This window comes from Arthrobacter sp. YAF17 (genome assembly GCF_052113365.1).
GTDB lineage: Bacteria > Actinomycetota > Actinomycetes > Actinomycetales > Micrococcaceae > Arthrobacter.
Map to the genome: position 1 here is coordinate 1 of NZ_JBFRDB010000027.1, position 18,576 is coordinate 18,576.

The 18,576-nt window shown below is 67.2% G+C and carries 19 protein-coding genes; 16 read left to right on the forward strand and 3 right to left on the reverse strand.

Going from position 1 to position 18,576, the window contains the following annotated elements:
• Positions 1–169: 169 nt before the first annotated feature.
• The 6 genes from AB4Y67_RS17225 to AB4Y67_RS17250 all read left to right on the forward strand — a co-directional run bounded on the left by AB4Y67_RS17225 (position 170) and on the right by AB4Y67_RS17250 (position 7,139).
• A complete protein-coding gene (locus AB4Y67_RS17225; RefSeq protein ID WP_441407003.1) occupies positions 170–2,455 on the forward strand; it encodes a gluconokinase, GntK/IdnK-type in 2,286 nt (761 codons plus the stop codon).
• A 143-nt stretch (positions 2,456–2,598) separates the two neighbouring features.
• A complete protein-coding gene (locus tag AB4Y67_RS17230; RefSeq protein ID WP_441406972.1) occupies positions 2,599–3,840 on the forward strand; it encodes an FAD-dependent oxidoreductase in 1,242 nt (413 codons plus the stop codon).
• A 72-nt stretch (positions 3,841–3,912) separates the two neighbouring features.
• Complete coding sequence (pyrE, locus tag AB4Y67_RS17235; RefSeq protein WP_441406973.1) at positions 3,913–4,497, forward strand: orotate phosphoribosyltransferase; 585 nt, start codon at positions 3,913–3,915, stop codon at positions 4,495–4,497.
• A gap of 96 nt (positions 4,498–4,593) precedes the next feature.
• Positions 4,594–5,367: a GAF and ANTAR domain-containing protein gene (locus tag AB4Y67_RS17240; RefSeq protein ID WP_441406974.1), complete on the forward strand. Its 774-nt coding sequence runs from the start codon at positions 4,594–4,596 to the stop codon at positions 5,365–5,367.
• A gap of 97 nt (positions 5,368–5,464) precedes the next feature.
• Positions 5,465–6,016, forward strand: a complete 552-nt coding sequence (locus AB4Y67_RS17245; RefSeq protein ID WP_441406975.1) for a hypothetical protein — start codon at positions 5,465–5,467, stop codon at positions 6,014–6,016.
• Between the two features lie 91 nt (positions 6,017–6,107).
• Entirely contained in the window at positions 6,108–7,139 is a 1,032-nt protein-coding gene (locus tag AB4Y67_RS17250) for a thioesterase domain-containing protein (RefSeq protein WP_441406976.1), read from the forward strand.
• A gap of 16 nt (positions 7,140–7,155) precedes the next feature.
• Here the strand turns inward: AB4Y67_RS17250 and AB4Y67_RS17255 are convergent, their stop codons facing one another.
• Positions 7,156–8,010: an HAD-IIA family hydrolase gene (locus AB4Y67_RS17255; RefSeq protein ID WP_441406977.1), complete on the reverse strand. Its 855-nt coding sequence runs from the start codon at positions 8,008–8,010 to the stop codon at positions 7,156–7,158.
• A gap of 52 nt (positions 8,011–8,062) precedes the next feature.
• Between AB4Y67_RS17255 and AB4Y67_RS17260 the strand changes: the two genes are divergently transcribed.
• The 4 genes from AB4Y67_RS17260 to AB4Y67_RS17275 all read left to right on the forward strand — a co-directional run bounded on the left by AB4Y67_RS17260 (position 8,063) and on the right by AB4Y67_RS17275 (position 11,518).
• Positions 8,063–8,773 carry a TrmH family RNA methyltransferase gene (locus AB4Y67_RS17260; protein WP_441406978.1) on the forward strand — a complete coding sequence of 237 codons (711 nt, stop codon included), beginning with the start codon at positions 8,063–8,065 and terminating at the stop codon, positions 8,771–8,773.
• 133 nt (positions 8,774–8,906) lie between these two features.
• Entirely contained in the window at positions 8,907–9,854 is a 948-nt protein-coding gene (locus AB4Y67_RS17265) for a hypothetical protein (RefSeq protein WP_441406979.1), read from the forward strand.
• A 213-nt stretch (positions 9,855–10,067) separates the two neighbouring features.
• A complete protein-coding gene (gene fbaA / locus AB4Y67_RS17270; RefSeq protein WP_441406980.1) occupies positions 10,068–11,087 on the forward strand; it encodes a class II fructose-bisphosphate aldolase in 1,020 nt (339 codons plus the stop codon).
• A gap of 2 nt (positions 11,088–11,089) precedes the next feature.
• A complete protein-coding gene (locus tag AB4Y67_RS17275; RefSeq protein ID WP_441406981.1) occupies positions 11,090–11,518 on the forward strand; it encodes a DUF3151 domain-containing protein in 429 nt (142 codons plus the stop codon).
• Between the two features lie 144 nt (positions 11,519–11,662).
• On the opposite strand, the gene AB4Y67_RS17280 is transcribed toward AB4Y67_RS17275, so the two are convergent.
• Positions 11,663–12,295 carry a uracil-DNA glycosylase gene (locus tag AB4Y67_RS17280; protein ID WP_441406982.1) on the reverse strand — a complete coding sequence of 211 codons (633 nt, stop codon included), beginning with the start codon at positions 12,293–12,295 and terminating at the stop codon, positions 11,663–11,665.
• Between the two features lie 491 nt (positions 12,296–12,786).
• Between AB4Y67_RS17280 and AB4Y67_RS17285 the strand changes: the two genes are divergently transcribed.
• On the forward strand, positions 12,787–14,076 hold the full coding sequence (locus AB4Y67_RS17285) for an adenylosuccinate synthase (protein ID WP_441406983.1): 1,290 nt from the start codon (positions 12,787–12,789) through the stop codon (positions 14,074–14,076).
• 84 nt (positions 14,077–14,160) lie between these two features.
• Here AB4Y67_RS17285 and AB4Y67_RS17290 read toward each other — a convergent pair whose 3' ends face one another.
• A complete protein-coding gene (locus tag AB4Y67_RS17290; protein ID WP_441406984.1) occupies positions 14,161–14,814 on the reverse strand; it encodes a GntR family transcriptional regulator in 654 nt (217 codons plus the stop codon).
• A gap of 110 nt (positions 14,815–14,924) precedes the next feature.
• Between AB4Y67_RS17290 and AB4Y67_RS17295 the strand changes: the two genes are divergently transcribed.
• From AB4Y67_RS17295 to AB4Y67_RS17315, 5 genes are all read left to right on the forward strand, one after another.
• Positions 14,925–15,935 (forward strand): 1-aminocyclopropane-1-carboxylate deaminase, encoded by a 1,011-nt coding sequence (locus AB4Y67_RS17295; RefSeq protein ID WP_441406985.1) that lies wholly within the window; start codon positions 14,925–14,927, stop codon positions 15,933–15,935.
• A 337-nt stretch (positions 15,936–16,272) separates the two neighbouring features.
• Positions 16,273–16,758, forward strand: a complete 486-nt coding sequence (locus tag AB4Y67_RS17300) for a hypothetical protein (protein ID WP_441406986.1) — start codon at positions 16,273–16,275, stop codon at positions 16,756–16,758.
• A gap of 87 nt (positions 16,759–16,845) precedes the next feature.
• Entirely contained in the window at positions 16,846–17,394 is a 549-nt protein-coding gene (locus AB4Y67_RS17305; protein WP_441406987.1) for an RNA polymerase sigma factor, read from the forward strand.
• On the forward strand, positions 17,391–18,185 hold the full coding sequence (locus AB4Y67_RS17310) for a hypothetical protein (RefSeq protein ID WP_441406988.1): 795 nt from the start codon (positions 17,391–17,393) through the stop codon (positions 18,183–18,185). Before AB4Y67_RS17305 ends, AB4Y67_RS17310 begins: the two co-directional genes overlap by 4 nt.
• 189 nt (positions 18,186–18,374) lie before the next feature.
• Entirely contained in the window at positions 18,375–18,560 is a 186-nt protein-coding gene (locus tag AB4Y67_RS17315; RefSeq protein ID WP_441406989.1) for a hypothetical protein, read from the forward strand.
• Positions 18,561–18,576: the final 16 nt, after the last annotated feature.

Below are 18,576 nucleotides of genomic sequence, written 5' to 3' on the forward strand. Positions count from 1 at the left end.
ATCGGCGTCGAGTTCAACGAGGAAGCCGCCGCGGCGTTCCCCTACCAGCAGGCCTACCTGCCCTACAACCGCCTCGTCGACGGCACCGTCCATGACTGGTGAGCGGACACAACCGGTGACCCCCATCGACCCCTTCCCGGCAGGCCACGCCGGACCACGCATCGTTGTTATGGGCGTCTCCGGGTGCGGCAAGACGACCATCGGCGACCTCGTCGCCCGCGGACTCGGCGCACCCTTCCTCGACGGCGACTCCCTCCACCCCGTGGAGAACGTCGCCAAGATGGCGGCCGGCACCCCGCTGACGGACGAGGACCGCTGGCCCTGGCTCGCCACCGTGGGCACCGAGCTCGCCAACGCCGGAGACGGCGGGCTGGTGCTCGCCTGCTCCGCGCTCAAGCGCTGCTACCGGGACGCCATCCGGGCCCTGGCGCCCGGCACCGTGTTCCTGCACCTGCATGGCAGCAAAGAGGTCCTGGGGTCCCGGATCGAAGGGCGCTCCGGCCACTTCATGCCGGCCGCGCTGCTTGACTCCCAGCTGGCAACGCTGGAACCGCTCGAGGCCGACGAAGCCGGGATCCTGATGGACATCGCCGGCCCGGTCAGCCAGGTGGTGACCGAAGCGCTGGCCGCCATTGCCGCCGTCGCCGGCTCCGCCGCGGCAGCGGAGACCGGCGGTGCTGACGCGTCCGGTGCCGCAGGCACCCAACCGCGCCGGTTCGACGTCGACCTTCAGGCCGCACCGTTCAACCTCGACGACGACGCCGTGGCCTGGGTGGATTCCACTATCGCCGGGTTGAGCCTCGAGGAAAAAATCGGGCAGCTGTTCATCAATCACAACAACGACTACTCACCGGAGTACCTCGACGGTGTGCTGGAGAACTTCCACGTCGGCGGCATGCGCTACCGGCCCGGACCGTCCGCCGCGGTGCAGGAACACATCCGCTATGCACAGTCCAAGAGCCGCATCCCGCTCCTGGTGGCGTCCAATCCCGAAATGGGCGGGGCCGGAAGCTGCGACGACGGAACGTTTGTGTCGACGCACCTGCAGGCCGGCTCGCACCCGGACAAAGCCATCGCCCGGCACATGGGGCAGGTGGCCGGCGTGGAAACCGCGGCGCTGGGCTGCAACTGGGCGTTCGCGCCGATTGTGGACATCCACTACAACTGGCGCAATACCGTCATCTCCACCCGGGCGTTCGGCAACACCCCGGAAATCGTGGTGGAGCGCGCCAAGGAATACTTCGACGGCATCAGCGAGTCACCCACCGCCTGCGCCATGAAACACTTCCCCGGCGACGGCATGGACGAACGTGACCAGCACGTGGTCACCTCCTACAACACCCTCGGCTACGAGGAGTGGAACCGGAGCTACGGGCACGTGTACCGCGAGATGATCGGGCACGGCGTGCAGTCCATCATGATCGGGCACATCGGGGCGCCCGGGCTGTCCCGGCACTTCCGGCCCGGCCTGGCGGACAAGGACATCCTGCCCGCGACGCTGGCGCCGGAACTGCTCCAGGACCTGCTCCGCGGCGAGCTGGGCTTCAACGGCCTGGTCCTCACGGACGCCTCCCAGATGATCGGGCTGACCCAGGCCATGCGGCGCAAGGACCTGGTTCCGGCGACCATCGCCGCCGGCTGCGACATGTTCCTGTTCTTCCGCAACCCGGCGGAGGACTTCCAGTACATGCTGGACGGGTACAAGACCGGTGTCATCACCGAGCAGCGCCTGCACGACGCGCTGCGCCGGATCCTGGGCCTCAAGGCCTCGCTGGGCCTGCACCGGACGGCGCGCCAGGAGCTRGTCCCGCCCGTCGAGGCTCTGCGGCTCATCGGCAGCGCAGCCCACCGTGCCGTGGCGGCGGCGATCGCGGACAAGACCGTCACCCTGGTCAAGGACACCGCCAGCAATCTGCCCATCACCCCGGAGACGCACAAACGCATCCGGCTGTACGGCATCTCCGGAGGCTCGGACTTCACCCGCGCTGACCCGCTGGCCTACCTGGACACCGTCAAGGCCGAACTGGAGAGCGCTGGGTTCGAGGTGCACCTGTTCAAAACGGCCGACCAGCGCGAGGCGGCAGGGGAGACCGGCGTGAACTTCATGTCGGTCATCTCCGAGGAAGCCACCGGAGACTATGCGGACAAGTACGATGCCGCCTTCGTGTTCGCCAACGTCAAGGGCTTCGCCCAGGAGGCTGCCATCCGGATCAAGTGGTCCACGCCGATGGCCGCGGAAATCCCCTGGTACGTCACCGAGGTCCCCACCGTGTTCGTCTCGCTCAACCAGCCCAACCACCTGATTGATGTGCCGATGGTGAAGACCGCCATTCACGCCCACGCCGGATCCCGGGAGGCCATCCGGGCAACCATCGAGAAGATCCAGGGCAAGTCGGAATTTCAGGGCACGTTCAACGAGAACGTCTTCTGCGATTCCTTCGACACCCGGCTCTGAGGGCTGTGGTTTCGGACTGCCGCCTGAGTTTCGGGCCGGCGCTAGGCGGATCCCCGCCGCGCCGGTCCGGAACGGCCGCGCGTGTCCGAAACGTGCGCATCCAAACCCTCCCGCGCCGCCGCGTGCAGGCGTAGCGTATGGCCATGGAGAGGACCGGATGTGTGGTGGTGGGTGGTGGACCTGCGGGGATGATGCTCGGCTTGCTCCTGGCGAGGGCCGGGGTACGGGTGACGGTTTTGGAGAAGCACGCGGACTTTTTGCGCGACTTCCGCGGCGACACCGTGCATCCGTCCACCATCCGGCTCATTGACGAACTCGGACTCGGCCAGGAATTCCGCCGGCTGCCGCAGAGCCGCCTAAAGAATGTCGTCTTTCCGGTCCCGGGCGGGCCGCCGGTGACCATGGGCGATTTTGATGCCCTGCCGCCGCCCTACAACTACGTCGCCATGATGCCGCAATGGGACTTCCTGAGCTTCCTCGCCGACGCCGCCGCCCAGGAACCGGGGTTCACGCTGCTCATGAGCCACACGGCCACGGGGCTGGTCCGCAACGGGGGCCGGGTCCGCGGAGTCCGCTTCCGGACGCCCGACGGCAGGCCGGACGAACTCCTGGCGGACCTCGTGGTGGCCACAGACGGCCGCCATTCCGCGCTGCGCACCGCCGCCGGGCTGGCCCCGCAAGAGTTCCCGGTGCCCTTCGACACCTGGTGGTTCCGGTTGCCCCGCTATCCCTCCGAAACGGGTGAGGTGGCGGGACTCGTCCCGGCGTTCGGTCCCGGCGAGGCGCTGCTGGCCCTGTTCCGCACCGACTACTACCAAATGGGCTACCTCGCCGCCAAAGGCGCCGACGCCCGGATCCGCGCGGAAGGCGTCGAGGGCTTCCGACGGCGGGTCGCGGCGCTCCGTCCCGACCTTGCGGACCGTGTTGACACCATCGCGTCCCTCGGTGACCTCCACTGGCTGGATGTGCGCCTGAACCGGCTGCACTCATGGCACATCAACGGGCTGCTGTGCATCGGAGACGCGGCGCATGCGATGTCCCCGGCCGGCGGCGTCGGAATCAACCTCGCCATCCAGGACGCTGCGGCCGCCGCCGAGTACCTGGCCCCCGCCCTGCTCCGGGGCCAGGTGACCACGGCGGACCTGGAGAAAGTGGAACGACGGCGGCGGCTGCCCACCGTCGTCGTGCAGACCGTCCAAAGGATCATGCAACGCGCGATCTTCGGCCCGATCATGTCCGGGAAACGGACAAGGTTTCCGGCCGCGGCACTCTTCGTCGCCCGGCACGTTCCGGCGTTCCGCACCGTCATTCCCCGCTTCATCGCCTTCGGGCCGCGGCCCGAACACGCACCGGCCTTCGCCCGGCGCGCCCCGCAGCGTTCGTAGCCGTCCGGCGGCCGCCGACATGTAGGACGCCGGCGGGGAATCCAGTACCGCCCAGCCACTAAACTGGGTCCCATGACTGCCCCCAGTGCCCCTGCAGCCGACGCCGCTGCCGCCCGTGCCCGCCTGCTTGAACTGATCAAGGAGCTGGCCGTCGTCCGCGGCAAGGTCATCCTCTCCAGCGGCGCCGAAGCCGACTACTACATCGACCTGCGCCGGATCACGCTGCACCACGAGGCCTCCAACCTGGTCGGCCAGGTCATGCTCTCATTGCTGGACGACGCCGGGATCGACTTTGAGTGTGCGGGCGGGCTCACCATGGGCGCCGACCCCGTGGGCACCGCCGTGATGCACTCCGCCGTCGACGCCGGACGCCCCGTGGACGCCTTCGTGGTCCGCAAGGCGCAGAAGTCCTACGGCATGGGCCGTCAGGTGGAGGGCCCCTCCGTCGAAGGCCGCAAGGTGCTGGTGCTGGAAGACACGTCCACCACCGGCGGCTCCGCGCTGACCGCCGTCGAGGGCGTCCGCAAGGCGGGCGGCAACGTCGTCGCCGTCGCCGTGATCGTGGACCGCGACACCGGAGCCAAGGAAAAGATCGAGGCCGAGGCCGGCGTTCCCTACCTCTTCGCCTTCGGCAAGGACGAACTCGGCCTGAACTAGGCGGTTCACCCCTTAGCGGACACGTGTAGACGGTGGATGTGGCGTGATTTATTATGACTTACACCCACCAGAACACGCCACCGGAGACCACGCGCCATGCTCCTTCCTGAAGAACTCCTCGGAGCTGAACCCCTCAGCACCGTAAACCAGATCCAGAACCTCATCCTGGACAGCGCAGATTTCGAGGACTTCCTCAACGAACTTGCCCGGTTCTCCGCGCACCAGGTCGCGGGCGCCGGGGACGATGCGCTGTGCGGGATCACCCTGTTGCGCGACCGCAAGGCCGCGACCATCGGCTGGAGCAGCGACTCCGCCCGCGAGGTGGACGAAATCCAGTACCGGCTCTCGCAGGGCCCGTGCCTGACGGCCGCGCAGGAAGAGCGTGAAGTCTACGTTCCGGACCTGTTTGAAGAGGACCGCTGGGGCCCGGACTATGCCAGTGCCGTCGCCTCGCACGGACTGCGCTCGGTGCTCTCCGTGCCGTTCCACCTGCAGGGCGAAGCCCAGGCAGCGCTCAACCTCTATTCCGATGTGCCGCGCAAGTTCGACGGCGATGTCGCCGCCCGGGCGCGCGGCTACACCCGCGAAATCTCCCAGGCGCTGCGTCTGGCAGTCCGCTTCTCTTTGCACACGGACAGTGCCACGAACCTCCGGGCAACCCTTGAATCCCGCACCGTGATCGACATGGCCATCGGGATTGTTATGGCGCAGAACCGCTGCAACCAGGAGACGGCCGTCAGGATCCTGACGGACGCGTCGAGCAACGGCAACGTCAAGCTCCGTGACATCGCCACCTCCCTGGTCCAGTCCGTGGGCGGCACCGCGTCCCGTACCCACTTCGAGGAGCCCGGCAGGCAAGAAGCCGGCTGAACCGGTAGCGCGATATGACTTGTGCGCCCCGCTGTTGGCCTATACGCTGGGTGAGGTTGAGCCGTCGGCCATAGATTCCTTAATTTCTGGAGTACCTATGGACCAGTCTCTTAATGCCCACGTCAAGATCGATACCGTCTCAGACACCGTCCGGATCGACGTTCTTGGCAGCCTGACGCAGGCCTCCCGCCCCTCCCTCATGCAGACCATCCAGCGCATCCGCCAGATGGGCATCACCTCACACATCCGTGTTGAACTGGGGGGTGCCCCTTTCGTCGAGTCAGCGGCGCTGGCCGGACTCCGCAACGACCTTAACGCGGTCGACGGCGGTGCCATCGCCGGGGACGTGGCGGGCGCGCTGAGAACCGGCAGGGGTGTTTCGCTGGAGCTTTCCGCGCAGGTTTTTGATCCGGCCGGCGCGCTGCAGCCCCTGGATCTGGCCGGGGAATTCAAGGCCTCCATCGACGCCTCCGGTACGCGTCCGCTCGCAGGCTTCTCGGATGACGAACTGCTGGCCGCCAGCGATTCCGTGTTTGGCCTGCTGGACAACCCCGCCGACATGGCCCGTTCGGGACTCCTGGCCACCTACGACGACATCGGTCTGGAGATCAGCCGCCGCGAAGTGGGCCGCGAACCCGAACCCGTGTAGGCAGGACCGGCCGCCGGACTGTGGCTGAGCTGTTAACCGGAGCCGTTTCTGATCGGCCTGCCCCGGTGGCTACGGTAGAGATGTGCCGCATGTGCCTGACTTTGAGAATGTAGGCGGGGCCGGCGACGCCGACGCCCGCGTGCTTCGGCACGCCGCCGAACTCACGAGGTTCTCCCGGCGGGGCTTCCTGATCGGCACGGGGGCCGCCGCCGTGCTGGCAGCCGATATGTTGTTCACCCGGCGGGTGCAGGCCGAACGACGGGTCCACAAAATCCTCACCGTGCCGGACGAGACCGCCGAGAAGTACTTCCCCCACGCCAGCTGGTTCCTCTTTCCCGGCTACAAAACGAGCTGGGAGGAAGCCCTGTGGATCCTGAACGCGCTGCGCGGGGCGCTGAACAAGCGCGGCCAGCTCGCCGCCGTCGGATATTCCAACGTTGGCCTGGACATCGACGAAATCGTGATCGCGGTTGTGGAGCACGCCCGGGCCCACCAGCTCGACCAGCTCTACTTCTACGGGCACAGCTTCGGTGGCATGGTGGCCACCCAAGTCGCAGCCCGGCTGAGGGAGCTGCACGGCATTGAGGTGGCGTTCATCCTGCTGGATTCCAGCCCGTACAGCAAGTACGACGTGCTGGACCAGAGCTGGTTTGAGGGGGTCGTGTTCCTCTACGAGAGCGGTTTCCGGTTCCCCACGGTGGTGCGCGGCGGCTATGAACTGGGCGAGCGGATGCTGCACAAGGACGAGCGCAGCTGGGGGCAGATCCTGGACCAGACCCTGGAACAGCTCTCGCCGATTGCGCCGTCCAGCGTCTTGATCCAGTCCGAGTCCGCTTACATCTACCACTTTGATGCCACCCGCTTCGCGGGCAAGCTCGGCGGGACGAAGATGGCTTTTATTGGCAATCCCCGCGACCAGACCGTGGACTACGGCACGGCCCGCGACTCCTGGTCCCTGACCTTCAAGGACAACATGGCTTCCGACTCGCAACGGACCGACGGCGCCCGGCCGGCGCACGCCAGCCCGGGCTGGAGTCCGTTCGTCTACCGGCCGGTCATCGAGGGGCTGGAGGACGAACTCTTCCCGCTGCCCTCCGGCGGAGGCAAAAAGACCGCGTTTTAGGGTTCCAGCGGCGTGCCTAGATCTGGTTCTTCAGGTCCGCGACGGAGTTCAGGACCTGGTTGGGCCGGAACGGGTAGGCGGCAATGTCGTCCTTGTGGGTGATCCCGCTGAGCACCAGCACCGTGTGCAGCCCCGCCTCCATGCCGGCGATGATGTCGGTGTCCATCCGGTCACCGATCATGGCGGTGGTTTCCGAATGCGCGTCGATCTGGTTCATGGCCGAGCGGAACATCATCGGGTTCGGCTTGCCCACAATGTAGGGCTCCCGGCCGGTCGCCTTGGTGATGAGCGCCGCGATCGCGCCGGTGGCAGGCATCGGGCCGTCCTTCGAGGGCCCGGTGGCATCCGGGTTGGTGGCGATAAACCTGGCACCGCCCAGGATCAGACGGATGGCCATGGTGATGGCCTCAAAGGAGTAGGTCCGGGTTTCGCCGAGCACCACGAAGTCGGGGTCCTGGTCGGTGAGGATAAAACCTGCCTCGTGCAGCGCCGTCGTGAGGCCCGCTTCGCCGATCGTGTAGGCGCGGTTGCCGGAATCCGAGCCGTGCACCTGGTCCTTGAGGAACTGGGCGGTGGCCAGGGCCGAGGTCCAGATGTTCTCCTCGGGGATTTCCAGGCCCGAACTCTTCAACCGTGCGGCGAGGTCCCGGGGCGTGAAGATGGAATTGTTGGTCAGGACGAGGAATCGCTTGGAGGTGTCCACCCAGCGCTGGATGAGTTCCGAGGCGCCCGGGATGGGCTGGTTTTCGTGGACCAGGACTCCGTCCATATCGGTCAGCCAGCACTCGATCTCCTGGCCGCTGCGGTACAGCGATTTTGAAGAATGCACGTGCTCCGAGCCGTCCCTGTGGTCTTCCTGCTGCTCCGCCATGCTGTCCTCCGCCGATAATGTGCCGATGCCAGTCCCAGTCTAATGTTGAGTCGTGACTGAACCAGAGGTACCCAGCGAAACCCTTTCCGGCTCGCCCGCTGGAAACGCCAGCGAGGCGGCGGTCGAGGCGGCGGCCGGCGCGGAGCCCAAGGCGGAGGTCGGCGTCGGTCCCTGGGAAGGCGAAACACCGGAGGGCGAGCACTGGGATCCGGACCTTTTGGCGGACGGGGACCGCCGCAACGTGCTGGACAAGTACCGCTACTGGAAGCACGAGGCGATCGTGGCCGAGCTCGATTCGCGGCGCCACAACTTCCATATCGCGATCGAGAACTGGCAGCACGACATGAACATCGGCACCGTCGTCCGCAGCGCCAACGCGTTCCTGGCCAAGGAAGTGCACATCATCGGACGGCGCCGCTGGAACCGCCGCGGCGCCATGGTCACCGACCGGTACCAGCACGTCCGCCACCACCCCACGGTCGCGGACTTCGTGAGCTGGGCGAACGGGGAGGGGCTGGCGATCATCGGCATCGACATCTTCCCGGACTCCGTCCCGCTGGAAACCTATGAACTGCCCCGCGATTGTGTGCTCGTGTTCGGGCAGGAGGGACCCGGGCTGAGCCCCGAGGTCCACGAGGCGGCGGTGGACACCCTGTCGATCGAACAGTTCGGCTCCACCCGCTCCATCAACGCCGCCTCGGCCGCGGCCATCGCGATGCATGCCTGGATCCGGCGGCACGTGTTCAACCAGCTCCCGGGGTAGTGCCCGCGTCGAGTTGGCACTTCGCGGCAGTGTTTTCGAGAAACATTGCCGCGAAATGCGAACTCGACGCGCCGAGGGGTGCGGAGCTGTGGATAACCCCTCCGGGATCTGACGGCAGCAGGCACAATGGGCCATGCGCAGGGCACCGCTTCCGCTCCACCTGACCACCGGATCCTTCTCGCTGCGGGCCGCGGACAAGGCAGGCGTCACCCGCTCGCGCACCGCGGCGCAGGACCTGGTGACTGTCTCCCGCGGCATCCGGGTCCCGTCGGGCTCTGCCGCCGCCGGATCCGCCGCCCTGCGCGCCTACACCGACCTCGACGACGAGGCCACCCTCAGCCTCGGATCGGCGGCACGCCTCTGGCGCGCGCCCCTTCCCGGCTGGCTGGAGGAGGACTGGCGCATCCACCTCGCCCGGCGCCGGGGACGCAGCACGCCGCGGCGGGTCAACGTTGTGGGGCACCAGCTGGCGCTCCTCCCGGATGAAGTGGTGGAGCTCGACGGCGTCCGGCTCACCTCGCCCGCCCGGACCTGGCTGGATCTTGCCTCGGTACTCAGCACCGATGACCTCGTGGTGGTCGGCGATTCTCTGGTTTGCGAGCACGGGCCGGAGTTCCCCGTCCCCCGGGAATCGCTGTGCAGCATCGAGGAATTGCGGTGCAAGTTGGAGCGGCACCGGGGAAGCCGCGGCCTGCGGAAGGCCCGGACCGCCGTCGGGCTTATCCGGGTGGGCGCCGATTCGCCGCCCGAGACGAGGCTGCGCCTGCTGCTCGTTCGTGCCGGGCTGCCGGAGCCCGTCCTGAACCACGTCGTCCGGGGTGACGACCCCTGTGGCGGCCCGGCCTGTCCCGTCCTGTGGCCCGACGCCGCCTACCCGCAGTGGCGGATTGCCCTCCAGTACGAGGGGGCGCACCACAACGGGGAAGACCAGTATCTGCGCGACATTCGGAGGGCCGATACAGCGGCGCGCTCCGGCTGGCTTGAGGTGCGCCTGTCCCGGCTGGACCTCGCCGGCGGGCATCCCGCAGCCGTGGCCAAGGTCCGCAACGCGCTCGTGAGCCGCGGCTGGCGCTCGAGTTGACAGTTCGCGGCAGTGTTTTCCCGCGACACTGCCGCGAAATGCGAACTCGATGGGGCTGACGGGACACCGGACCCGGCAGCGGCGAGCGAGTATTACAGGCCCGAGTGACCGGAACCACTGCCACCGGCGCGGGAATGGCTAGGATGGTTCCTAGCCGACGAGGTTCACTCCAGGGTCACCAGCCCGCAGACGAAATTCACTTTAGGAGTCAGCATGCCCATTGCAACCCCAGAGATCTACTCCGAGATGATCGACCGCGCAAAGACGGGCGGCTTCGCGTTCCCCGCCGTCAACGTCACCTCCTCCCAGACCCTGAACGCAGCCCTCCGCGGCTTCGCCGAGGCCGAGTCCGACGGGATCGTCCAGGTCTCCACCGGCGGCGCGGCCTACTGGTCCGGCGCGTCCACCAAGGACATGGTGGCCGGCTCGCTCGGCTTCGCCGCGTTCGCCCGCGAAGTCGCCAAGAACTACGGCGTCAACATCGCCCTGCACACCGACCACTGCCCCAAGGACAAGCTGGAGGGCTTCGTCCTGCCGCTGCTGGCAGCCTCCGAGGCCGAGGTCAAGGCCGGCCGCAACCCGCTCTTCAACTCGCACATGTGGGACGGCTCCGCCGAGACCCTGCAGGAAAACCTGCGCATCGCCCGTGAACTGCTGGAGCGCACCGCCGCGGCCAAGATGATCCTCGAGGTCGAGATCGGCACCGTCGGCGGTGAGGAAGACGGCGTCGAGAACGCCATCAACGACAAGCTCTACACCACCGTCGAAGACGCCCTGGCCACGATCGACGCGCTCGGCTCCGGCGAAAACGGCCGCTACATCACGGCGCTGACCTTCGGCAACGTGCACGGCGTCTACAAGCCCGGCGGCGTCAAGCTCCGCCCGGAAATCCTCAAGGACATCCAGGAGCAGGTGGGCGCCAAGATCGGCAAGGCCAACCCGTTCGACCTCGTCTTCCACGGCGGCTCCGGCTCCTCCGAGAAGGAAATCGCCGACGCCGTTTCCTACGGCGTGATCAAGATGAACATCGACACGGACACTCAGTACGCCTACACCCGTCCGGTGGTGGACCACATGCTCCGCAACTACGACGGCGTCCTGAAGGTCGACGGCGAGGTCGGCAACAAGAAGCTGTACGATCCCCGCGTCTGGGGCGCCTCCGCCGAAGCCGGCCTCGCGGCCCGCGTCGTCGAAGCCGCCCAGCAGCTCGGCTCCACCGGCAAGACGTTCTAGGCATGTCGGACGAGTTCCGCAAGAACCTGATGGGCCCCGAGCCCACGCTCCTGCCTGCCGAGACCGAGGTTTACCAGCACCTGGCGCTCGGCCAGGAAGCCCTGGACCTGGTGGAGAAACACCCGACGTCGTCGCTGCTCTGGGCCGTTCTGGCCGAGGAAGCATGGGCCGAGGGGCGGACCATCGATTCCTACGCGTACTCCCGCGTCGGCTACCACCGCGGCCTGGATTCGCTGCGCCGCAACGGCTGGCGCGGCGTGGGGCCCATCCCGTGGGAGCACGAACCCAACCGCGGCTTCCTGCGAGCCCTGTACTCGCTGGGCCGCGCGTCAGCGGCGATCGGCGAGGCTGAGGAACCGGAGCGGATCGAGAAGTTCCTCAAGGACTCCGACCCCGCCGCCAAGGCAGCCATCGAAGCCGAGAAGCGCTAAACAGACAGAACACAGCAACGCGGGGTCACTTCCGGCCCATTCCACACCGTGGGATCGGCCGGAAGTGATCCCGCGTTGCTTCTTAACGCACGACGGCGGGCGTCCACCGAAAGGTGGGCGCCCGCCGTCGTCGTTGCGGAAACGTCAGCTGGTTTTGGCCAGGCCCGTGCGGGCCATCGCGTCCGCGTAGACGGTGCCCATTTCATCGAGGTACTGCTCCTGGCGGGCCGGGGTGCCGGCGAAGGCGCGGCCGCTGAGCGAGCGGACCTTGTAGGTCTTGAGGCCGCGGCGCCAGATCATGGGCACCTCGGTCTTGAGGAGCAGGTTCGCCAGGCGGTTGGCTTCGGTGCCGTGGGCCACAATCACGGAGGCACGGGGCACGAGGGCGAGGAACTTCAGCAGCGGCTTCAGGCCTGCGGAGATCTGGTCCGGCGTGAACTTGCCGTTGGGCTCGCCCGGGACGTGCCAGGGGTGGACGTTCCATGGCATCACGTACTCGGGACGCAGGCCCAGCTTCCACTGGACGCCGAGCAGGCGGACGGCGGCTTCGTCGTCGCCGGCGGTGATGAAACCCGATTCGTCTTCGGTTCCGATGTTGGAGAAGAGGCTGATGATGCGGCACTCGTCGACGTCGTGCATGGGATCCACGTAGGGGACATTCGTGCCAGCTTTGGTTGCCTGCAGCGTGTCGCACAGCTCGTTGACGGCCGCGACGCTAGGTTCGTAGCGGCGGCTCAGAAGCTGTTCGCGGGAATTTTCAGTGGCCAAGGCTGTCATATATTGCTGAGTCTCCTGCGGGATTGGTAAAGCTGCCAGACCGTACGCGGGCGCGCCGGGCACCGGGCGCGCCAAGTACGGTGTGGTTTGAAAATGTGGTGAGGACCGATTCCTGATCGATCCTTATTAGTCTATCAAGCCCTGCGAAACGAGATGTCTGCCGGAGGCGCGGATCCCGGCGAAGCGCGGTGCCGCGGCGGGCGCCTCCTGCCTCGAAATCCTGCTGGGGTCAGGCGATGTGCGGGTGAGTGCGGCCGCCGGGGCCGCAGTCTGTGCAGGCAATCACATTTCTCCCGGCAATGAGTCCATTGGATGGTCAAATGACCCGCCGCCACCGCAATCGGCTAAACTTGGGTGGTAAGAGCCCCGGAACTCTGGCGTTGGGTACGAGCACAGCGGTAGATTCGGGGCATTCTCATGAACGGCGCTGAGCTGCGGCGGCCACCTGGTGGTCAAACGCAGTCCGGCCCGAACGAATGGGGGAGGATCCCATGCCAGCAATCGTGATCGTCGGAGCCCAATGGGGCGACGAAGGCAAAGGCAAGGCCACTGACCTGCTTGGTGGCCGCGTCGACTACGTCGTCAAGCCCAATGGCGGCAACAACGCCGGGCACACCGTCGTCGTAGGCGGTGAGAAGTATGAGCTCAAGCTCCTTCCTGCCGGGATCCTGAGCCCCAACGCGGTTCCGATTATCGGCAACGGCTGCGTGGTGAACCTTGAGGCCCTGTTCCAGGAGATCGACGGCCTCGAAGCCCGCGGCGCGGACACCTCCAAGCTGCGCATCTCCGCCAACGCCCACCTCGTGGCGCCCTACCACCAGGTCCTGGACAAGGTCACCGAGCGGTTCCTCGGCAGCCGCGCCATCGGCACCACCGGCCGCGGCATCGGCCCGGCCTACATGGACAAGGTGGCCCGGCTCGGCATCCGCGTCCAGGACGTCTTTGACGCCTCCATCCTGCGCCAGAAGGTCGAAGGCTCGCTGCGCCAGAAGAACGAACTCCTGGTCAAGGTCTACAACCGCCGCGACATCGAGGTGGACGAGATCGTGGAGTACTTCCTGTCCTTCGCCGAACGCCTTCGCCCGCTGGTCATCGACAGCACCTTCGTCCTGAACACGGCGCTGGATGAGGGCAAGGTGGTCCTCATGGAGGGTGGCCAGGCCACCTTCCTCGACGTCGACCACGGCACCTACCCGTTCGTGACCTCCTCGAACCCGACGGCGGGCGGCGCCTCCGTGGGCTCGGGCATCGGCCCTACCCGCATCTCGCGCTCCATCGGCATCATCAAGGCGTACACCACCCGGGTGGGCGCAGGGCCGTTCCCCACGGAACTGTTCGATGAGATGGGCCTGTACCTGCAGAAGACCGGCGGCGAGTTCGGCGTCAACACCGGCCGGCCGCGCCGCTGCGGCTGGTACGACGCCGTGCTGGCCCGTCACGCTTCCCGCGTCAACGGGTTCACGGACTACTTCGTGACCAAGCTGGACGTTCTCACCGGCATCGAGCAGATCCCGGTCTGCGTGGCCTACGACGTCGACGGCGTCCGGCACGACGAAATGCCGATGACCCAGACCGAGTTCCACCACGCCAAGCCGATCTTTGAGTTCTTCGACGGCTGGACCGAGGACATCACCGGCGCCCGCACCCTGGACGATCTCCCGGAAAATGCCAAGAACTACGTGCTGGCGCTCGAAAAGCTCTCCGGCACACGCTTCTCGGCGATCGGCGTCGGCCCGGACCGCGACCAGACCATCGTGATCAATGACCTGATCAACGACTGACGCAATAACTGACGCACGACGGCGGCGGGTCACCTGGAAAGGTGGCCCGCCGCCGTCGTGGTTTAAGTCGTGGTGAGGTTGGACCTAGTCCGCCGATGCAAAACGCAGCGAGAGCCAGTTCTCCCGGCACGCCCTGGCGGCAGCGTCGGCGTCGCCGAGACGGGCGAGCCTGATGATTTCGGCGTGCTGGGCCACGGAACCGCGGGCGGCAAAAGAGCCGAAGCGCATCCGCTCCACGCGGCGCAGGACGGGGGTGGTCTGCTCCAGGAGGTCCCGGAGGACGGGGTTGCCGCTGACCGTGACGAAGACGGCGTGGAAGTCGTCGTCGGCCTGGAGCGCCGCTTCGACGTCCGCGTCCCGCAGGGCCTGTTCGAAGCGCGCATTTGCCTCGGACATGGCGGAGAGGTGGTCCTCCGCCAGGAGCGGGACGGCCAGCCGCGCGGCCAGCTCGTGCAGCCCGGCCACCACCTGCTGCGAACTCAGGGTTGAGGCCTGGTCGTACGGGGCGACGATGGTCGCCTTCCCCGGCAGCGCAATGACCAGCCCGGCGTGTTCCAGCCGCAGCAGGGCCTCGCGGATCGGGGTGCGGCTGACGCCCAGCCAGGCTTCCAGTTCCGTGTCCTTCAGCCGCTCGCCGGGCTCGAATGTGCCGTCCACGATTGCGTTCCGGAGCGAGTCAAAGACGTTGTCCCGGAGCAGCGGCCGCTTATGGACTCCGGCGAGAGGGGGAACTGGCATGCAACATATCGTATATCCCCCTTGCCCATCCGGGGCCACTGTCGGACAATGCAATATATTGCATGTTGGCTGTGCAGAAGCAGTTTCCCACCGCGAGCAAAGGACCGTCGATGGCCATCACTGATTTCGAACGCTACCCGCTGATGTTTGGGCCGAGCCCCGTCCACCCGCTGCCGCGGCTCAGCGCGCACCTGGGCGGCGCCCGGATCTGGGCAAAGCGGGAGGACGTCAACAGCGGCCTCGCCTTTGGCGGCAACAAGACCCGGAAGCTGGAGTACTTCGTCCCGGATGCCCTGGCCCAGGGCGCCGACACCCTCGTCTCCATCGGCGGCTACCAGTCCAACCACACCCGCCAGGTCGCAGCCGTGGCCGCGAAACTCGGCCTGAAGGCGCGCCTGGTCCAGGAAAACTGGGTCGACTGGCCGGACCCCCTGTCTGACCGCGTGGGCAACATCCTGCTCTCGCGCATCATGGGCGCCGACGTGCGGCTGGACAGCGCAGGCTTCGACATCGGCGTCCGCAGCAGCTGGGAGAACGCCATCGAAGACGTGAAGGCCGCCGGCGGCAAGCCTTACGCCATCCCGGCCGGCGGCTCCGACCACCGGCTGGGCGGGCTGGGCTTCGCCAACTGGGCCTATGAGGTGGAACAGCAGGAGCGAGAGCTCGGCGTCTTCTTCGACACCATCATCGTCTGCACCGTCACCGGGTCCACCCACGCCGGGATGATCGCGGGCTTTGCCGGCCAGGACAAACCGCGCCGGGTGATCGGCATCGACGCCTCGGCCACGCTGCAAAAGACCCGCGACCAGGTGGAACGCATTGCCCGCAACACCGCCGAGCTGATCGGCCTGGGCCGGGAGCTCCGGGATGAAGAAATCAACGTCATGGAGGGCTGGGCCGGGGACCTCTACGGAATTCCCGTCGAGTCCACCCTCGAAGCCATCCGCCTCGGCGCCTCGCTCGAAGCGATGATCACGGACCCCGTCTATGAGGGCAAGTCCCTCGCCGGACTGATCGACCTCGTGAAAAGCCGGGAGATCCCGGCCGGCAGCAATGTCCTCTACGCCCACCTCGGTGGCCAGATCGCCCTCAACGCCTACAGCGGACTCTTCCGCTCCTGACTCAGCTCCTGGCACTGCTCTTGACACAGCCGACGACGGCGGCGGGTCACCTGAAAAGGCGGCCCGCCGCCGTCGTCGTTCACTCGCGGAACGCTGTGCCGAAAAAAACTTTTGATTCGTGCGTAACCYTTTGGCGTGCCCCGGCGATTACTCCTTTGTAAGCGCCGCCGGAGGATGGACCCCCCACCAGGAATCCGGCCGGCCTTCCACTGCAAGTGCAGGCCGGCGCCCGCCCCCATCGGGCGCTGGCCAGCCTTCCAATTGAAGAGCGGGCTGTTGACTGCCCCCATCAGGCTTCAGCCAGCCTTCACACAAAAACAAAGGATGTACGTTTCTTATGAAGAGTGTTAGCAAGACCACCAAGATTGCTGTCGGCGCCGCGATTCTCGCTGTTGGAGGATTCTCCGGTATCGGCCTGGCCAACGCGGCCCAGGTTTCGAACACCCAGCAGGCTGAAGTGAACCACGCTACGCCCGCCGTCCCGGCAACCCCCGAGGTTCCGGCGACTCCTGAACTTCCCGCAGCGCCTGCTGTTCCGGGCGTCCCCGCCGTTCCGGCTTCCCCGTCCGCTGACGGCTCGGCCGCAGGTGACGCCAGCGTTGAGGGTACCGAGGGCTCCGCAGAGGGCTCCGTCGAAGCTGACAAGGACGGTGTCTCCGTCGAGGGTGCCGCCAACGCCAAGGGTGCTGCCGAGGCCAAGGCCCACGCCGGCGTGACCGTCGCCGTTCCCGCCGTGCCGGGCGCCAAGGACGTGCCCGCAGTTCCGGCCACGCCGGCCGTTCCGGCCCTGCCGTCGAACGAACTGCCTGAGCTCAACAAGTAGGCATTGAACGCCTCTTTGGAGGCACCGGGGGTGCGGCCGCTAAACTTGCCGGGGCCGCACCCCAGCAGTAACCGGAAGGACAGCCTCTTGGCGGAACAGCTAAGCGATGACGAATTGTCAGCAGCCTTAGCTGGCGACCCATCAGGCTTCAGCGCTGTCTATACCGTCATTTCACCCGCGGTGCTCGGATACTTCCGGGCGCGCGGCGTGGACGACGCCGAGGCGCTCACCCAGGACGTCTTCGTCGATGTCCTGCCGAAACTGGCCAAGGTCACCGGCGGCCACAGCGGCCTGCGGACCTTCATCTTCTCTATCGCCCACGCCAGGCTGGTCGATCACCACCGGCGGGCCGAACGCAGGCCCTACCTGGCCGAATACGATCCCCGGGACGACACCCGGTACGCCGCGTCCGCCGAGGATGAGGCCCTGGGTTCCTTGGGCGGCATTTCCGATTCCCTCTCCCTACTCAATGACGAGCAACGGGAAGTCCTGCTCCTACGAATCGTCGCGGACCTCTCCATCGACCAGGTGGCCCGCATCATGGACAAGACGCCCGGGGCAATCAAACAGCTTCAACGACGCGGGCTCAGCGCCCTGCGCGAACTCGTCACCGAAAAGGACCACGCAGCATCATGACCGGAACACGCGAACCCCAGCAGGATGGCAGCATCCAGGCGATGCTCCGTGATTCCGGACTCGAAGGATCCACCGAGCTCCGCAGCTCGCTGGAGGAGCTCCGCGCACTGGTGCCGGACCAGGCCCCCGCGCCCCGCGCCGACCTCGCGGCGCTGCTCGCCGCCGGCGCCCCCGGACTCAGCGCCTCCACCTCCGCCGCCGCAGGTTCCCCCGCAACGACGACGATGCCCACTGTCGCGTCCGCTCCGGACCACACCGACGAGGCGCTGCCGGCCGGCGTCACGAGCCTCGCCGAGCGCCGTGGCCGGAAGCGCAGGCTGGCAATCGTCGGCGGCGCCGTCGTGGGTGCCATGACCCTCGGGGCCGGCGCTGTGGCGGCCGCCAGCGGCGACTTCCGCGAAAGTATCAACCACACGGTGGGCATCATCTTCCAGCCTTCCGGCGAGACCCCCGATGTGGCCCCGGAGCCCGCCAAGCCCTCGCCGTCCGATGTTCCGGCCGCGCCGCTGCCAGTTCCGGCGGGGACTGCCCCGGCAGACCGGCAGCCGGAAGCTCCGGGATCGCCGGCTGCACCCCCAGCCGCTCCGGCGCCGGAGGCCACTCCGCCCGCGGTCGGCCGCGGCGGAGTCCTTCCGACGCCGCCGCACCGCCCGGTCACTCCGGGGATTCCGGCGATCCCCGGCCTGGGCAATGGGCGGAGTTTCCCGGGCAACCCCCTTCCGGCACCCACGCTGCCCGGCGTGGAACCCACCAAGAGCACTGGTCCCGGCGGGGTCATCGGGGACGAGTAGACTGCGTCGTCCGGGACCCGGTTGACTGTTCCGGCGGGCCGACTGTCCCGGTTCCGGGAGATCTTGACCGTGGATCATCTCCAAGCCACGATGTGAGAAGCAGGACTCCCGGCAAATCGTGGCCCCCAATGAAATCTCCGAGCAGCAGCTTGGGGGAACGGCTGGGGCCGCCACGCGAAAGGACCCGAGATGAGCGAAACGCCCGATCCAGCCGAACGCCGCCACAGCGAGGCTCCGGCCGAGGGGGATCCGACCGCTGACGTGTCGGAGATCCGGGTCCATTCCGAGGACCCGGCGGAGGGCGCAGATTTCGACGACGCCGCCCCTAATACTCCGCGGTCCCCGGGAACTGCCTCCGGGGACCGAGAGGGATAGCAGCGGCGCGCGGAAG